The sequence below is a fragment of the Psychrobacter sp. DAB_AL62B genome, from assembly GCF_028895345.1.
Classification (GTDB): domain Bacteria; phylum Pseudomonadota; class Gammaproteobacteria; order Pseudomonadales; family Moraxellaceae; genus Psychrobacter.
This window is the reverse complement of sequence record NZ_SAXC01000003.1, coordinates 466,203-481,426: the sequence shown is the minus strand read 5'-3', so window position 1 is coordinate 481,426 and position 15,224 is coordinate 466,203. Positions and strand designations below refer to the sequence as shown.

17 protein-coding genes are annotated in these 15,224 nt (G+C 42.9%); 10 read left to right on the top strand and 7 right to left on the bottom strand.

Going from position 1 to position 15,224, the window contains the following annotated elements; translation table 11 throughout:
* The 7 genes from EPB74_RS07185 to EPB74_RS07155 form a co-directional block, all read left to right on the top strand.
* Positions 1 to 95, top strand: a 95-nt coding sequence (locus EPB74_RS07185; RefSeq protein ID WP_274903576.1) for an IS3 family transposase, incomplete at its 5' end; no start/stop codon positions are given.
* A 220-nt stretch (positions 96 to 315) separates the two neighbouring features.
* Entirely contained in the window at positions 316 to 999 is a 684-nt protein-coding gene (gene tsaB, locus EPB74_RS07180; RefSeq protein WP_274903574.1) for a tRNA (adenosine(37)-N6)-threonylcarbamoyltransferase complex dimerization subunit type 1 TsaB, read from the top strand.
* A 117-nt stretch (positions 1,000 to 1,116) separates the two neighbouring features.
* Complete coding sequence (locus EPB74_RS07175; RefSeq protein ID WP_274903566.1) at positions 1,117 to 1,959, top strand: undecaprenyl-diphosphate phosphatase; 843 nt, start codon at positions 1,117 to 1,119, stop codon at positions 1,957 to 1,959.
* Positions 1,960 to 2,026: 67 nt separating this feature from the next.
* Entirely contained in the window at positions 2,027 to 2,917 is an 891-nt protein-coding gene (locus EPB74_RS07170) for a class I SAM-dependent methyltransferase (protein ID WP_274903565.1), read from the top strand.
* A 40-nt stretch (positions 2,918 to 2,957) separates the two neighbouring features.
* On the top strand, positions 2,958 to 3,197 hold the full coding sequence (locus EPB74_RS07165) for a hypothetical protein (protein ID WP_089554219.1): 240 nt from the start codon (positions 2,958 to 2,960) through the stop codon (positions 3,195 to 3,197).
* A 104-nt stretch (positions 3,198 to 3,301) separates the two neighbouring features.
* Entirely contained in the window at positions 3,302 to 4,219 is a 918-nt protein-coding gene (gene ubiA / locus EPB74_RS07160; protein ID WP_274903564.1) for a 4-hydroxybenzoate octaprenyltransferase, read from the top strand.
* On the top strand, positions 4,212 to 4,883 hold the full coding sequence (locus EPB74_RS07155) for a DUF4112 domain-containing protein (RefSeq protein WP_274903563.1): 672 nt from the start codon (positions 4,212 to 4,214) through the stop codon (positions 4,881 to 4,883). Before ubiA ends, EPB74_RS07155 begins: the two co-directional genes overlap by 8 nt.
* Before the next feature lie 117 nt (positions 4,884 to 5,000).
* Here EPB74_RS07155 and EPB74_RS07150 read toward each other — a convergent pair whose 3' ends face one another.
* Positions 5,001 to 5,624 (bottom strand): hypothetical protein, encoded by a 624-nt coding sequence (locus tag EPB74_RS07150; protein WP_274903562.1) that lies wholly within the window; start codon positions 5,622 to 5,624, stop codon positions 5,001 to 5,003.
* Positions 5,625 to 5,789: 165 nt separating this feature from the next.
* Positions 5,790 to 6,422, bottom strand: a complete 633-nt coding sequence (locus EPB74_RS07145) for a hypothetical protein (RefSeq protein WP_274903561.1) — start codon at positions 6,420 to 6,422, stop codon at positions 5,790 to 5,792.
* A gap of 149 nt (positions 6,423 to 6,571) precedes the next feature.
* On the opposite strand from EPB74_RS07145, the gene yiaA reads away from it, so the two are divergent.
* Complete coding sequence (gene yiaA, locus EPB74_RS07140) at positions 6,572 to 7,132, top strand: inner membrane protein YiaA (protein WP_274903560.1); 561 nt, start codon at positions 6,572 to 6,574, stop codon at positions 7,130 to 7,132.
* Between the two features lie 16 nt (positions 7,133 to 7,148).
* On the opposite strand, the gene mnmD is transcribed toward yiaA, so the two are convergent.
* The 4 genes from mnmD to ispZ all read right to left on the bottom strand — a co-directional run bounded on the left by mnmD (position 7,149) and on the right by ispZ (position 10,824).
* A complete protein-coding gene (mnmD, locus tag EPB74_RS07135; protein WP_274903559.1) occupies positions 7,149 to 9,224 on the bottom strand; it encodes a tRNA (5-methylaminomethyl-2-thiouridine)(34)-methyltransferase MnmD in 2,076 nt (691 codons plus the stop codon).
* A gap of 70 nt (positions 9,225 to 9,294) precedes the next feature.
* On the bottom strand, positions 9,295 to 9,759 hold the full coding sequence (locus EPB74_RS07130; RefSeq protein ID WP_274903558.1) for a hypothetical protein: 465 nt from the start codon (positions 9,757 to 9,759) through the stop codon (positions 9,295 to 9,297).
* Positions 9,756 to 10,097 (bottom strand): YciI family protein, encoded by a 342-nt coding sequence (locus EPB74_RS07125; RefSeq protein ID WP_274903557.1) that lies wholly within the window; start codon positions 10,095 to 10,097, stop codon positions 9,756 to 9,758. The genes EPB74_RS07130 and EPB74_RS07125 overlap by 4 nt, the downstream gene beginning before the upstream one ends.
* Before the next feature lie 175 nt (positions 10,098 to 10,272).
* On the bottom strand, positions 10,273 to 10,824 hold the full coding sequence (gene ispZ / locus EPB74_RS07120; protein ID WP_079692467.1) for a septation protein IspZ: 552 nt from the start codon (positions 10,822 to 10,824) through the stop codon (positions 10,273 to 10,275).
* A gap of 190 nt (positions 10,825 to 11,014) precedes the next feature.
* On the opposite strand from ispZ, the gene EPB74_RS07115 reads away from it, so the two are divergent.
* Together EPB74_RS07115 and EPB74_RS07110 are read left to right on the top strand one after the other, a co-directional pair.
* Entirely contained in the window at positions 11,015 to 11,896 is an 882-nt protein-coding gene (locus EPB74_RS07115) for a PHP domain-containing protein (RefSeq protein WP_079692466.1), read from the top strand.
* Positions 11,897 to 12,148: 252 nt separating this feature from the next.
* Positions 12,149 to 13,681 carry a GGDEF domain-containing protein gene (locus EPB74_RS07110; protein ID WP_274903556.1) on the top strand — a complete coding sequence of 511 codons (1,533 nt, stop codon included), beginning with the start codon at positions 12,149 to 12,151 and terminating at the stop codon, positions 13,679 to 13,681.
* A 48-nt stretch (positions 13,682 to 13,729) separates the two neighbouring features.
* On the opposite strand, the gene truD is transcribed toward EPB74_RS07110, so the two are convergent.
* Positions 13,730 to 14,866: a tRNA pseudouridine(13) synthase TruD gene (gene truD, locus EPB74_RS07105; RefSeq protein ID WP_446740028.1), complete on the bottom strand. Its 1,137-nt coding sequence runs from the start codon at positions 14,864 to 14,866 to the stop codon at positions 13,730 to 13,732.
* Positions 14,867 to 15,224 lie beyond the last annotated feature (358 nt).

Sequence of the window (15,224 nt, the reverse complement as noted above, 5' to 3'; positions counted from 1 at the left end):
TTCACGAGTATATTCATTATTACAACAATGAGCGTATTCAGATGAAACTGAAAGGACTGAGTCCTGTGCAGTACAGAACTCAGTCCTTGGGGTAAACTAAACCGTCCAACATTTGGGGGTCAGTTCATTGGCGAGGTTTTTTACGTTTATCCTATTTAGATATATTCTCATGGATAAAGTATGAAAAACATAGAAAGTAATAAAATTAGTCTGCCCTAAATGCTATGATAGGCGCTGTTTTATGAAGCTGGTGCTTTTTACCGTACTAAGTTATCAAGCCAATTTAGAGCGCCAAGACTATAAGCCGAGGTTATGATGTTTTTAGCAATGGATACCGTGTTTGATCAGTGCTCGATCGCAATTTTAGATACCAGCGGTCAAGTGCTATCGAGTCATACCGAAACGGGTAAGCGCCAGCAGACGCAGCAAATTCTACCGATGATTGATGCCGCTTTATCTGAGGCTCAGTTGCGCCTCGCTGATATAAAAGCATTAATATTTAATCGTGGCCCCGGCGCATTTAGTGGTATTCGGATTAATACAGCGGTAGTGCAGGCGTTATCCGTGGCGCATGACATTCCTTGCGTCGGTGTTTCAAGCTTGCAAGCGATTGCCCAAACTGCCTACCAGAAGTATGGCTTGACGCACGTATATAGTGCCCTCGATGCGCGTATGCAGCAGGTTTATTTTGGGCAATATCAATTAGAAAATACTATCATGCAGCCGGTATATATCGAAAACAATGAAAGCACTGAGCAGTTGCTAGATTATGACAGTGAAACAGCGCTTAACATTGCTATCGTCGGCAATGGTGCTGGTCTATTGAGCCTGCATGATGAACAAATAAGCCATGATGAGGTTTGGCCTGATGCAGTAGTAATAGGGCAGTTAGGCATCGCCCAGTTTATGACGTTAGGTGGTACAGATGCCGCGCATGCGCTACCACAGTATCTGCGCAATCAAGCGTGGAAAACGCTCAAAGAGCAAGGGAAAGCGTAGTTTTGCTCTATTAAGATAGAAGTTATTGATAATGACTAAATATGTCGTAGCTATCAACTGTTATAAAAGCAACAATAATATAAGACAGCCTGTAGGTCTGTTTTTAGGAAAATAATTGTGGATATACTCTTATTAATTCAAGCTGTCATCATGGGTATCGTTGAAGGTATCACTGAGTTTTTACCTATCTCTAGCACAGGATATTTAATTTTATCAGCCGATTTGATGGGTTTTTGGACCAAAGAAAAAGTCGATTTGTTTGTGGTGGTGATACAGTTTGGCGCTATTTTAGCGGTCATTTATGACTACTGGGGTAGACTATGGCAAGCACTAATGGGTCTGCTGACGGGTAAAGCAGAGGGCATGAGTAACCCAAGGCAGCTTGGGTTGAGCTTAATTGTTGCCACTATTCCGGTGATGATTGTTGGTTTTACCTTTGCCGATGAGATTAAAGCTTATTTATTTAATCCTATTGTCGTTGCGATTATGTTAATTATCGGCGGTTTGCTGATATTTTATGTCGAAAATCGTCCTAAGCCAATTATTGCGCAAGAAGCAGAAGACGTTAGCCTAAAGACGGCATTGATGATTGGTTTGCTGCAATGTTTGGCATTGATACCTGGTACCTCGCGTTCAGGGGCGACTATCATCGGTGCACTGTGGCTTGGCGTCTCACGTAAAGCTTCCGCTGAGTTTTCCTTCTTTTTGGGTATTCCGGTCATCGTAGGTGCGGCATTATTGGATTTGCTGAAACATCATGACGTATTGACCAGTAGTGAAGATTGGTTAGTGCTAGGCATTGGTACCGTCGTGTCATTTATCGTTGCCTTACTTTGTATTCGCTTATTGGTGGCTTGGGTCAGTCGTCGTGACTTTAAGGTGTTTGCATGGTTGCGTATTATCACTGGTGTGTTGGTTTTAATAGCCGCTTGGGGTTTTGGTTATCAAATGGCAGGCTAAACTTTATAATGGAATGGTTTTTGATAGCAATTCATGATGTTGTAAGTATGAGAAAGGAATGGCAGTCATGACCAATGTAAAGCATGTACCGACCGCTGCTATAAACTGCCAACTACTTTATGTTAGTCAGACGCAGGCAAGTCAAGTCGAGAGCTTACAGGCGTTGATAGCTGAGCATGCGCTACCCATTATTTTAAATATTGAACTGGTGACAGAGAAATTAAATCAAAAACGTCGCCAGCAATTATGCCATACAGCCACTCAACCTATCTTATTGTTAGATGAAAAAGATAAGCTCTCATGGCTGAGTGATGGCTTAGGCGTTGCCCCTGAATGGGATAAGTTACAGCGGCGTGTGGTGAGTGCGGGACGCAAGTCTGAATTATTATTGCAAGCGGCAAAAATCACAGCGGATAGCAGAGTTATTGATGCCACTGCTGGTTTTGGTCATGATAGCTTAATCTTGGCTAGTACTGGGGCACAAGTAACAATGCTTGAGCAGCAGCCTTTGATGGCGCTGCTATTACTAGCAGAACAGCAGCGCATGAGTGCACTAGCAAATTGGCAAAAATTGATGTCACGTTTGCATATCATTAATACTGATGCACTTAGTTATTTTGAAAGCATTAACAATGAATCAGTCGCTGATAATAGTAAAATCGTCGACATGGTGTATCTAGATCCTATGTTTCCAGAGGATAGCTACCAAGATAGTAAAACGGGTAAAGGCGCTAAAGTGGGTAAGCATATGCAAGCATTGCACCAATTGGCCAGCCCACCAACATTAGACGAAGAACGGCAATTGCTACAATCTGCGCAAGCAGTGGTCAGTCAAAATGGTCAAAAACAAGGCCGCGTCATTGTTAAGCGTCCACAATCTGCGCCGTTACTTGCTCATCAACAGCCAAGTGAGAGCTGGCATAACGAAGCGGTACGATTTGACGGTTATTTTGTTTAATGATATCAAATAAGACAGCTTATAAATTTAGGAGCAGGGAATGTCTGTATTAATCGTTTGGGTGATGGGTGCGGCGTTATTGTTAATCAATATTATGCTGCGTACCAGAATTTTGCGACTTGAAGCACGTCTAAAAGAGTTAAGTAATCCTAAAGAGCAATTGGCGTTTTTACGTCAGCAAGCCGCACAAAAAGAGAAAGTTGCTGCAATTAAAGCCTTACGCAAGCAATACCCTGAGCTATCACTCATTGAAGCCAATAAGATGTGGCAACACGTTTAGTGGCATTGATAGTATCAAAGCAGCGTACGCCAAGTTCTATAACCTAAATTGCTATGCACCCAAATTATTACTTAATACTTTCTATCGATGATAATTAAAACGCCATGACATTTAATAACAAACTACAAGCCTACATCCAGCTGACGCGCTTTGATAAACCCGTCGGTATTGAACTGCTGCTTTGGCCAACTTTATGGGGCGTATTATTAGCCGCAATGGGGCAGGCACAGCAGCAGGGTGCGACGGCGGGTCTGCCAAGTCTTAAGGTGTTTGCGATATTTGCCCTTGGTGCGATATTGATGCGGGCAGCAGGCTGTGCGATTAATGACTTTGCTGATCGTAAAGTCGATGGTCATATTAGCCGTACTAAAGGTCGACCGCTAGCCGATGGGCGCTTATCGGGTAAAGAAGCCATTGCGGCTTTTTTAGTGTTGGTGTTATTAAGTGCCAGTCTGTTATTCTTTTTGCCCATTGAGGTGTTCTATTGGTCGTTTGGTGCCGTTATATTGGCATTTATTTATCCGTTTATGAAACGCTATACGCATTTACCGCAAGTATTTTTGGCAGCCGCTTTTGGTTGGGCGATACCGATGGCATATGTAGCGATTCAAGACACACCTGATATCTGGTGCTGGCTATTGTTTTTAGCTTACATGTGCTGGACTGTGGCTTATGATACCCAGTACGCCATGGCTGATCGTGAAGATGATTTAAAGATAGGGGTCAAATCAACAGCGATATTATTTGGCCGCTATGATGTGATTATTATTTCAGTGCTACAAACTTTATTTCTACTCATCATGGGCGCGGTTATGTGGCATTATTTTGCGCCAACCAGCTTGGGCATTATGCCCTTATTTGGACTGGCTTTAGTCGCCATGATGTTTGCCAAGCAAAACAGCGCCTGTGCTAGTCGCAATGCTTTAGCTTGTTTTAAGGCGTTTTTAGCCAATATCTGGGTAGGGCGTTATGTCTTTGCTCTCATAGCCATCGCTTGTATATGGACGACTTTTAATGGATAAATTAAATAAATTTTCGAGATTAAAAGCGAGTAAACCATCTAATGCGCCTGTCATAGATTATCAGGCAAGATTGGCTGCGCAAGGGCTAACCCGAGAGCAAGTCATCGAGACTGAGCGTAAATTAGCAAAGTTTGCTAATACCATGGATTCTCTGGTTCGCATTCCTTTTACTAAGCAAGGCATGGGTGCTGATGCGGCACTTTCAACCATTCCACTGGCGGGTGATTTGGCGGGATTGGCGTTAACCAGCTATGCGTTTATATTGGGTCGTCAGCTGGGAGTACCAGCGCATAAAATGACACCAGCCGTCAGACTGGCGCTCATCGATATGATAGTCGGGATCGTACCTGGTATTGGAACGTTGCTCGATATCTTTATTCGTCCCAGTCGTAAGACCTTGGGCATCGTGCATGAACATCTAAAAGACGAGTATGGCATCACCGAAACCATGCATATGGATCGACCATTTTTACATCAGTCATTAGAAGACAAGCAACAACAAAGTCGCTTTGGTTTCTTTTGGCGTAACCCGGTGGTCGCTTGGCTATATTTGCATATACCTGATATATTGGGATTAATGGTTATTATCATTATCGGTTGGGGCTTATGGACAGTAATAAGCTGGCTGGTGAGTTTGTTTGGAAAAACAACAGGCTTTGGTTAGATAAAATTAAAATAAGTTAAATTAATAGCAAAAAAGGCGGCAACGATATCAACGTTTGCTGCCTTTTTTATTGTCATTTTTTACTACCTTTACTACATGGTTTTATGATTATAAAGCTTACTCGGTAATCACTTCTGCATCGGCACTAATGGCATCAAAGCTTGTCATTTTATTGTTTTGAATAAAATCGATTGTACCACCGCCAGCATGACTGACCAGCTGCATACTGCCATCGCTTGAGCGATAGGTGGGATTATTCCCTTGACCTTCAGGCGCACTCAAGGTCATTTTGGGTTTGTTAGGCAAGGTTACAACAGCGTTGAGCATACCTGCTGCCGACGTTTCAAAGATGACAGATAATGCTTCACCTGCTGCACTTTTGTATTTAACATCAGTGATTTGAGCGCCTTTAATGGCTTGCTCTGGATTGGGCGCTGGGGCAGTATTATTTGCTGATGTATCCGTTGCGCCAAGATCGTTTTCCAGCTCAGCTAAGCTCATATCTTGCTCTGGGCTAGTAGTATGCTCAGCGGCATTTGCCTCTTCATTAGTGACTGTAGGCGTATTGATGTTAGAAGTCACGGGTGTCGTTTGAGATGCCGCTTCAGTGGTGGTCTCGTTAGCTGTCTCAGGCTCTGGTGCTTTTTGGCAAGCACTCAGTAGTAATATACTCAAAAGAACGGCAGAAACAGTTTCAAAGTCGCGCTTTGGTTTGGCAAAGGTAGCGGGAAGGTTTTTCATAATAAGATGGCTATCCATTAATAGGGTTTTATTTAAACATAGTGAACCACGTATAACTATCTCTTACTAAGAATCACTAATTACAGTAATACCTATATTAAATATAGTCTTTCACAGTTATTTGCGATTACCATCAATTTTTTATTCGTTGTTCGCATGTATTATTTACTTTAACTTTAGATTATCGGCTGCCATGCCACTTTCTTTATAGACGTCATCTAGATATCGGCGGCTGGCAAGTAATTTATCAACGACACCACTTTGGCTTTGGGTATTAAGTTTTTGCGAGAAATCTAAAATCAAGTTTAGTTGACCTAGCACCATGTCATAGCTGGTATTTTGTTTATCGTTATCAATAATAACGGTTTTTGCATAATTTTGATCGAGGCTAAGATAGTCAGTAATCAGTTCTGGGACACGTGTGCTGATGAGTTTATTGAAGGTAAATAATTGTGATTCAGTGATTTGATCGTGATGAGTAGACTCATATTGCTGCCCGATATCATCCATAGTTGCTCGAAACGTTTTAGGCACTTGCTCGTTATAAAGTAGTCTAATAAAGGGATGCTGCGCTGAAAAATCAATGACAGTAAGCTCATTACTTTGTTCATTATTTACCTTTCCTCTTAATGCCATATTTGCTTGAGATTGCGCGGCTATACGACTTGCAGATGCTAAATACTCTTGATGACGTTGTATAGAGGCCGTTTGCGTGCGCTTAGACTTTTCTCTCATCACAAAAACGATGGGTACGATAATAATAAGGCTAAGTAGAATGAGTAAGGTAAAAAAAGACATGTTAGGACTCTGTCATTAAGAATGCTATTTATTTTAAAAATAATTTTAGATTACAATATAACATGCTTGTGTTATGTTAAGGCAAAACAGAGGTCGATAAAAGTTTATATGACTATCAAGTATTTGCCTATTTCTAATTAAGGACGATGATGAATAATGACACGATTACTAAGAGTCAGCTAGCCGCTTATAAACCAACGACCGCTTATGTCGGGACTTCTTGGGCCGTCATGTTGGTTGGTGTACTGGCATATTTGTTTGGATTATGGAATGCAAAAAGTATGTTGTTGAATGAGAAAGGCTATTATATCGCGGTGTTGGCGCTCGGTCTTTATTCAGCGATTAGTTTGCAGAAAACCCTGCGTGATCGTAGCGAAGGTATACCAACGACGAATATGTATTACTTAATTAGTTGGGCGGCTTTAGGATTATCTGTTGCGCTTATTGCTATTGGTTTGATGAATGCGGGAAGTTTAAACCTCAGCGAAAAAGGTTTTTATATGATGGCATTTACCATGAGTCTGTTTGCTGCGGTGACCATTCAAAAAAATACCCGCGATGAAGCGCAAATTCAAACCTTAATTGCGCCAACGACGAGTATAAATGAGGAGGGTGTGACAAGAATACCCACTCAAAAATCAGACTCAGGCAAATCATTGTTTGGTTCGGTTAAATCTCGTATAGAGAGTCATGACGATACTGCGAATTAAAATACCGTTTGAAAGGTTAGCTCGATAATTTACTCACTTTATTACGCGCTTTATGTAGCCGCGCTCGATTGGGCGATAAGCGCGCTAACATCACAGCAGATAAGGGCGTAAAACAGCCTAACATCATATCCGCTAACGCCTCAGCACATATCGGTGCTAACGCATAACCTTTTGCACCCATCGCTGACAGTGTCCATAGGCGCTTGCTTTGCGCGAGTAGACCGACCAGTGGATGATAATCAATCGTTTGGGTGCGAATGCCGGCACGCGCTTGCCATGTGCTGATATCATTTGGCAATACACTACTCAATTCAGGTAAATCTTCAAGCAATTTATCGTAATTTTGCTGGTTTTCCTCACTGCGAATATCGATATTGGCATCGCCATCGACAAAGCTTGCACCAAGTAAAAACTGCGGCTGATTTTCACTAATCGTGTTCAACTCAGTATCACCGCTCTGCCCGATAAAGGGCGCACAATAACCACTGTATTTGAGCGGTAATTTAGGCAGCTTGGCTATTTGTTCAGCAGTTGGCGTGAACCAAGACAGTTGCCCACGGATGGTACGGCATTTCACGATACGTTTATCTAGTTGATGGCTTTCATAGGCTGCGCAAATCACGACATTGTCAGCGATTATAGTGATAGGGCTTTGGCTATTATTACCACTCACCGCAACTTTATCTTCTGTTTCTTTAATATCGGTAACACTAAACTGCTGATAATTGATATTCGAATGCGCAAGGATGACAGTTTTTAAAGCTTGTGGATTGACCAAACCAGATTGCGGTAAATATAAATTGTCTGCTAAGTTTTTAGCTTTTAAGCCGCTTAACCGCCGCGCTTCTTCAGTAGTAATCGTAGTTGCCATCGCATTTGGATAGTCTGCAATCTGCTCAGTACCAATATTGGTTTTTACTAATAAATCTAGAGTGCCGGTCTGCTCAAGTATCAACGGCGTCTTTTGGATCGCGGCTTGCTTATTAAAGTCACGATATAATCTGCCACTATATAAATAGCCAATAGAATGCAGGTGCTCATAGACATGATGAATAGGCGTCATGTTAGGGGCGAGGAGGGCACGTGGATTACCGGATGCGCCAGATAGCGGTGCGCCTTTGTCTAAAATAGTGACATTGATACCGCGATTGGCCAGCGTCCAAGCAGTAAGTAGTCCTGCAATACCGGCACCAATAACGACTGTGTGACTCGGATAGGTATATAAGGTGGGTTGGTCATCCAGTTGTAAGGGCTCAGTCATGACAGCGGTGAGCATCTCGCGCTTGCGCCCAAAGCCTTTGACTTTTTTAATGGCAAAGCCATGAGCTTGTAGTCCGCGTTTGACGATACCGGCACAGCTATAAGTAGCAGCAGTCGTACCAGCGCGTGATAGTCGCTGCATTTGCGTAAATATACTGTCTGCCCATAATGTCTCATTACAAGAAGGGGCAAAGCCATCTAAAAACCATGCATCAATATAAGGGCGTTGAATAACTGTCTCAAAGCCTAAACTTGCTAAGCTGTCACCAGCATCGCCTAACCAGATATCAAGCGTTATATTGTCCGCAAAGAAATTCAACCGATGACAACCGGCAATCAGCGGTGGATAGTTGGCTAAAAGCTCCTCAATCAATTCTGCTAGTTCAGGCGCACGCTGTGCCCATCGTGCCAGTATCTGTGTTAAGTCTGTCAGTGGTATGGGATGTTTTTCGGTGGTAATAAAGTGTAAGCGTGCCGTTGCTAAATGAGGCTGATCAGCGCGAAGTTGGCGCCAAAGTTGCCACGTCGCCAAAAAATTCAAACCAGTGCCAAAACCCAATTCAGCGACAGTAAAGCATTGCTTCGGTGCAAGGTTTGCCAGTCGCTCCGGCAATTGGTTATGCGCCAAAAATACATGACGTGACTCTGCTAAACCATCTGCATGCGAGAAATAGACATCGCCAAATTCGCCTGATACCGGCACTTTGTTACCAGCATCATCCGTTTGCCATTCAATCTGAGCAGGCACAATAACGTTTGGTCGTTCAGCATGTTTAAGAGCGTTAGTAGCGGTAAGAGGTACATTAATAGTGGCAGAAGAGGGCTTGGGCATAGATAAGTCCTCAATTAGTGATCAAATAGGCATCAGGTAAACAGATAGAGCAAGTCGATGAAAAATGGTGCTACCAACGTTCACGGCGCACAAAAACCAACCATGAGATAAAAATACCGACCAACAAGCTAATCAAGACGGTAAATGCCCCATATAAAAATATTTGACCTTTACTCTCGTACACCAAAACGTTTGCTTGAGTCTGCAAATCGTTGACTTGGCGCTGCAGCTGGGCATTGCGGCTAAGTAATTCCTGATTGGCTGCCGATAATGCTTTATTGGATGGTTGCAGCTGTGCCGCCAAGGTATCGTTAAACTTTAAGGTATCGTTAATATTCGTCGCTGGCGCGGTATTTGTAGCGGTGGTCGCAGTCGTTGTTGGGGCAACATCGTTGGGCGTTGTTATAGCCACTGCTGCTGGATCGGCATTGGTAACCGTTGGCGCAGCTTGTACCGATATGGCAGCGAGTAATACAATACTAGTAAAGCCAGTTTTATAGATATGACTATTTAATGAAAATAACTGCTGAATCACGATGCTGCTACCTTGTCTGATGGCTTATTTGCCGAACGGTCAGTAGCTGCTGGTAATGCTTGAATAAAAGGCTTGATATCTACATGACTGTATACACCGTCACGCAAGTATGGATCAGCGCTTGCCCAAGCTTGAGCCGTCTCAAGAGAGTCAAAGTCAGCAATAATAAGGCTGCCAGACATCTCGCTTTTGCCGTGCTCAATAGGCGTTGGACCGGCGATAATCAGTCGCTGCTCACGACTCAATACTTGTAAGCGTTCAAGATGTTCAGCGCGCGTCATCTGACGTTGGGCGCTGCTACCCGCAACATCGTAACCAATAATGGCAAATAAGGACATATTGCTTCCTCAATTAATAGTAAGAATAAAGCGCTATAATCAATAACAATACTTTTAATCACTCTACCTAATTAGACTATATGATTAATCATTGTCACAATTGGAATTTAGAAATAAGTGGTTGTTTATTATAAAGTAATAAATATTATGTGATGGCTTTCTATTTGATGGTCTTTTACTTAGCTGCTTTGTCGGTTAGTGCGGGATTGAGGTGCTTTTTTAACACTAAAAATTGGGCGACCACAAATACCAGCATAATTGGAATCCAGCCATAGGTTTTAAAGTTAATCCAAGCTTCATCTGACATCGTAAATGCCGTGATATAATGCAGCACGCCCATAAAGGCAAAAAACAATGCCCAAGCGACAGTTAACTTCTTCCAGCCACTCATCGTCAGCGAAAAAACATCTTTCATAGCCAATTGCATCAGTGGCTTATTAATAGCAGCACTCACCAAAAGCGTTATAGCAAAGATACCGTTAATAATCGGTGACTTCCAACGTAGGTAGATGTCGTCACGCAATAGCAGTGTGCCACCGCAAAAGACGATGGTTAATAATAGAACGACCCATTGTTGTTTATCAAACTTGCCTTTTTGACGCACAAAGTGGATAGCATAGATGATGATAGTGGCAACGAGCAATGCGCCTGCTGCTGCTAAAATACCATTGTAACGAGCGGCAATAAAAAACGCGATTAAGGGAATGAAGTCTAATAAGGCTTTCATAGCAAATAGGGTGTCCAACAAAAACGTATGGGGTAGTTTACACGTCTACTGCGCCAAAAAAAAGCAATCAACACGATAATCGTCTTATATGGCACGCCTTAGCCATTTTTACCTCATTTTACTGCTACCATATTCATTATCGAAGACACATTTAAATTGACAACACATTCAAAACCTTAAGGCCAGCTTTATGAAAATCGACTTACATTGCCACAGCACCTGTTCTGACGGTACTTATGCGCCTGCAGAAGTGGTACAACGCGCCCATAGTGCGGGAATTAATGTGTTGGCTTTGACCGATCATGATACCTTATTGGGTATCGATGAGGCACGCGCGGCGGCTGAAGCTTGCAATATACAATTAATTAATGGTGTTGAAATCAGCTGTGAGCACACGCTCAGCGGCGGCTACGGTAAAAATAAATCTACTAATAAAATCATTCATGTACTTGGGTTGGATTTTACCGATCGCGAAAAAATGCATGCGACCTTACAACAGTTGCAAGACAGTCGTGCCACTCGTGGTCAACGCATCACTGAAAAACTCAGTGAGTTGCTTGACATTGATTATGATGAACTATGGCAAGCCGTTCTTTATAAAGCGGGTAACAATCCGCAAGCGGTCGGGCGCGCGCATATTGGACAAGTATTATTTGAGCGCGGTGAGGTTAAGACCGTACAAAAAGCCTTTGATAAATATCTGGCTGACAATAAGCCCGCTTATGTGGCCATTGAAGCGCTGACGATGCAGCACGGTATTGAGCTGATACATGCTTGCGGTGGTAAGGCTGTGCTAGCACACCCCACGCGCTATCAGCTTTCAGCGACACGAGTACGTAAGCTTATCGAAGAGTTTGCCCAGCTTGGCGGCGATGCCTGTGAGCTACCTGCCAATAGTGAACCTGTAAGCACTCGTAGAATGGTTGATCGTAGTATCGCTGAGCACAATCTTGTCACATCGATAGGTAGTGACTTCCATGGCAGTAATATGCCGTGGCGCCGTATAGGCGATGTGCCAAACTTGCATCCTGAGCAGCAAGGTATTTGGCAGTCTTTTGCAGCCTTATCGTAGCCTCAAAATTTTCATCATTAAATATTGCTAAGTCGCAAACGTCGCATGAATGCCAGTATTCATTAAAATGTTGGTTAAATGCTTGCTAAATCAGGGTGTCATTTGATGACGCATAAATCACTTAAACGGATTGATAAATAAGATAAAAATTGCCACACTCAAGGAGTAAGTTTAGGTTTACTATAAGTCATGACGCTTGGTTGACTGTTCTGGTTTTAGCTCAATAACTTTCATTATTTGCGGTAGCCCATTATGGCTTTATCGATATCTCATCTAGGCTACAAAAAACTCTCTCGAGTGATTTTTGAGTGGCAAGCTGCTGATAGGGCATTACTGCTGGCATTGTTTGTTTTGATGGAAATCACATCACATTGGTTTTGGTGTTTATTTGTCTGGTGGCGCCAAGATACTTGTGGTTCCTACGTAGATATGGAATTGTTTTACCCCTTGTGGATTGGGGTTACCCTGCTGGGTATCTTCTTTATATGGATGGTCAGCCGTTTATCACCGATGAGAAAAGACAATGGCTCACTATATAAGTGGCAGGCCATTTTAGTGGCGCTTTATAGCGTTTATATTGCTGTGGTTATTTTGGTTATGGGGCACAGTAGTTTGGTCGCTGGGATCTCGCTAGTCGGTGGAGCAATGCTAGGAATGATGCTCATACGGCGACGCTATGTATGGAAAGCCTTTTTAGGGCACATCGTATTAATTTTTTTGGTCACGTTGATTCCCTATTTTGGCTTTACCATACCCAATCTGCGCCAGATGACCATGACTTCTTTTCCCTTAGATACTTATAGCTATCTGACCTATAGCGAAACGACAGCTATCGAAAATGCCATCTCCGCCTCTATTTTCAAAAATGGTACGCTAAGTTGGGATACCTTCAATCAACTACGCTTTTCCTCAGCATTTTTTTGGCGCAGCACCCATATTTATATGGCGCTGCCAAAAGCTATTTTTATCATCTATATATTTCGTACACTGTTATTGATATTAGATAATAGTAAAGCTGAGATAATGCAGTATGCCAATCAAGATGAGTTGACTCAGCTAAAAAGTCGCCGCTACGGCTTGACGCAAATGCAGCAGGCGCTGTTGGCAATGGGAGATAAGCAGGATTTCAGTGTTATTTTATTAGACTTAGACTGGTTTAAAAATATTAATGACAATTATGGTCATGATGTTGGCGATCAAGTATTGTCCGAAGTTGCACAAACGCTATCAAAGTCGTTAACAGAAGATGCGATTGTAAGTCGCTATGGCGGAGAAGAATTTTTGATTGTGCTGCCTGATACTCAGCATGATAGGGCGATGAGCATTGCTGAGCAGCTGCGTCGAGATATTGCTCAGCATGTCATCAGTAGTGATGACAATGCAGATTTTAACGTCACTGCCAGTTTAGGGGTTTATACCTTGACTCACGATGAGCGCGCTCGAATCCAAAGTGAGTATAAAGCGGTAGCGCTAAAAGAGAGCACACCGCCGTTAACAAGCTCACAAAAGCAAAACGCAAATATCAAAGACTCGCAAGACAATGGTTCGGAGCAATCCAGCTCGAAGCAAAGTAGCTCGCAAAAAAGAGTTGCGCATAGAAGAAAACGAGTCGCCACAGAAATCGCAAAGGCACAATTGCCCATTGATATTTGCCAGCGTTTAATCTGTATTGCCGATAAAGCCTTATATGAGGCCAAGGATCGTGGTCGCAATCAAGTTGTCAGTGCCAATGATATGTTAGCTGCAGAAAGTAGTAAGGCTATCTCACTTTATGCCATCATCTAGCAACTCAGCACTCTAACCTTTTGAGCATTTTGAGCATTCAATTAGTTGCTACATAGATAATGGCGATGTACTTAATTCTTGCACCAAACTTGCCAATACGCTGGTGGCAAAGCTACCTGTCGTCAAAGTAAAGTTTAATACTAGCGCTTGTTCATCATCTTTATCATGCCATTCCCAGCTCAATGCTTCAATAGGTAAGCGCAGCGCTCGTCTTTGCGCCTTAATATCGCGCTGCTCTAAACCTGCCGCTAGCTGATTTAATAGTGGGCTTTGATCTACGATATCAGTTTCAATTGCTGCCGCTATGCCGCTGACTTTATCATTACCCACGCCCCACAAAACGCCTGTTGGATGAATGTCACCGGTTTTAACTCGCGCCTGTAAAGTGTCGTCTATTTCTTCGCTGGCAAATATCGAGCCTGAACCATCTAAGTTAAACACTTCACCTGCCAGTCCTGTATCCCAACTGCCATCACGTACGCGTGCTGCCAATATCTCATTAAATATCAAGCTACGCGCAGCAGACAGCTCCATAGTGTTTTGCTCTCGCGGTGCGCTTTTACGTTTGCTCTTTTTGGGTTGTGGTCGACTTTGCTGTGCTGGACGATCAAATAATGCCAAAGCAGTTCTAATATTATTGCCGTTACGTCCAAAACGCTGTGGACCAAAATAATTGGGCACGCCACTGTGACTGATATTTGCTAAATGTCGCTCGATGCTGCTCTTGGCACTTTGCTTAGCAGATAAATCCTGCTCAGGTGTTTCACTTTCTAAACTTGCAAACTGAATATCACGCAAGGTAATGATAAATTGATTGGCGCGATGCGTACCGCGATTGAGCTTTTTATTGTGCCACTGCTGGGCGAGAATACTGACTGACTCATCGACGCCGATATCTACTGGCGCAAATTCTGATTCTGGCAATTGCTTTTTTGGTATCCGCAGGCTAAACCATTGTGTCGTCAGCGCATGGCGGTCTTTAAGCCCAGAATAACCGACGTCGCGTAATGGTATTTCTGCCCATTCGGAGAGTAGTTTGGCAAGATAAGCGGTGTTCATTCCTGACTTCTCTATATGCAGCCATAAATGCTCACCTTCGCCTGTAAAGTCTAATGGCAACAACTCATTAACGATAAAGTCGGTTGTTTGGGCTTTGTAAGTTGCGCGCTTTAAAGGTGGCTGCATAGGCTGTGGTAATTTGGCAGTATCAGCCGCTGCGGTAATATCGATATTTGAGAGATTGGGCTGCTCGTTGGCAAATGTTTCGTTATCGAATGCAGTATTCTTCAAAGCAGACTCAGAAGTCGTGGTAACGTTTAAGTGGTCATCTTGAGAAGTCATAAGGGGGTCTTTTTTTGTTTAAAAGCGGTGGTTTGAAGTAGCAAATGCCCAGATAAAAAGCCATGAAATTACGTTTTGCAACGCAGCGAATATACAAAGAAACATCGCGAGCTGAGTGGGCTTGCTACTATCAATTAATCTGTTTTTTTAAATATAGAATTTTTTATGAGATATGACTGATTTGATAAAGTCATATCACCCC

What these genes read in the sequence shown, in the direction of transcription:
- tsaB (WP_274903574.1), top strand. Translation starts at nt 316, where the DNA reads ATGTTTTTAGCAATGGATACCGTGTTTGATCAGTGCTCGATCGCAATT.
- EPB74_RS07170 (WP_274903565.1), top strand. Translation starts at nt 2,027, where the DNA reads ATGACCAATGTAAAGCATGTACCGACCGCTGCTATAAACTGCCAACTA.
- EPB74_RS07165 (WP_089554219.1), top strand. Translation starts at nt 2,958, where the DNA reads ATGTCTGTATTAATCGTTTGGGTGATGGGTGCGGCGTTATTGTTAATC.
- ubiA (WP_274903564.1), top strand. Translation starts at nt 3,302, where the DNA reads ATGACATTTAATAACAAACTACAAGCCTACATCCAGCTGACGCGCTTT.
- EPB74_RS07155 (WP_274903563.1), top strand. Translation starts at nt 4,212, where the DNA reads ATGGATAAATTAAATAAATTTTCGAGATTAAAAGCGAGTAAACCATCT.
- EPB74_RS07150 (WP_274903562.1), bottom strand. Translation starts at nt 5,624, where the DNA reads ATGAAAAACCTTCCCGCTACCTTTGCCAAACCAAAGCGCGACTTTGAA.
- EPB74_RS07145 (WP_274903561.1), bottom strand. Translation starts at nt 6,422, where the DNA reads ATGTCTTTTTTTACCTTACTCATTCTACTTAGCCTTATTATTATCGTA.
- yiaA (WP_274903560.1), top strand. Translation starts at nt 6,572, where the DNA reads ATGAATAATGACACGATTACTAAGAGTCAGCTAGCCGCTTATAAACCA.
- mnmD (WP_274903559.1), bottom strand. Translation starts at nt 9,224, where the DNA reads ATGCCCAAGCCCTCTTCTGCCACTATTAATGTACCTCTTACCGCTACT.
- EPB74_RS07125 (WP_274903557.1), bottom strand. Translation starts at nt 10,097, where the DNA reads ATGTCCTTATTTGCCATTATTGGTTACGATGTTGCGGGTAGCAGCGCC.
- ispZ (WP_079692467.1), bottom strand. Translation starts at nt 10,824, where the DNA reads ATGAAAGCCTTATTAGACTTCATTCCCTTAATCGCGTTTTTTATTGCC.
- EPB74_RS07115 (WP_079692466.1), top strand. Translation starts at nt 11,015, where the DNA reads ATGAAAATCGACTTACATTGCCACAGCACCTGTTCTGACGGTACTTAT.
- EPB74_RS07110 (WP_274903556.1), top strand. Translation starts at nt 12,149, where the DNA reads ATGGCTTTATCGATATCTCATCTAGGCTACAAAAAACTCTCTCGAGTG.
- truD (WP_446740028.1), bottom strand. Translation starts at nt 14,866, where the DNA reads ATGCAGCCACCTTTAAAGCGCGCAACTTACAAAGCCCAAACAACCGAC.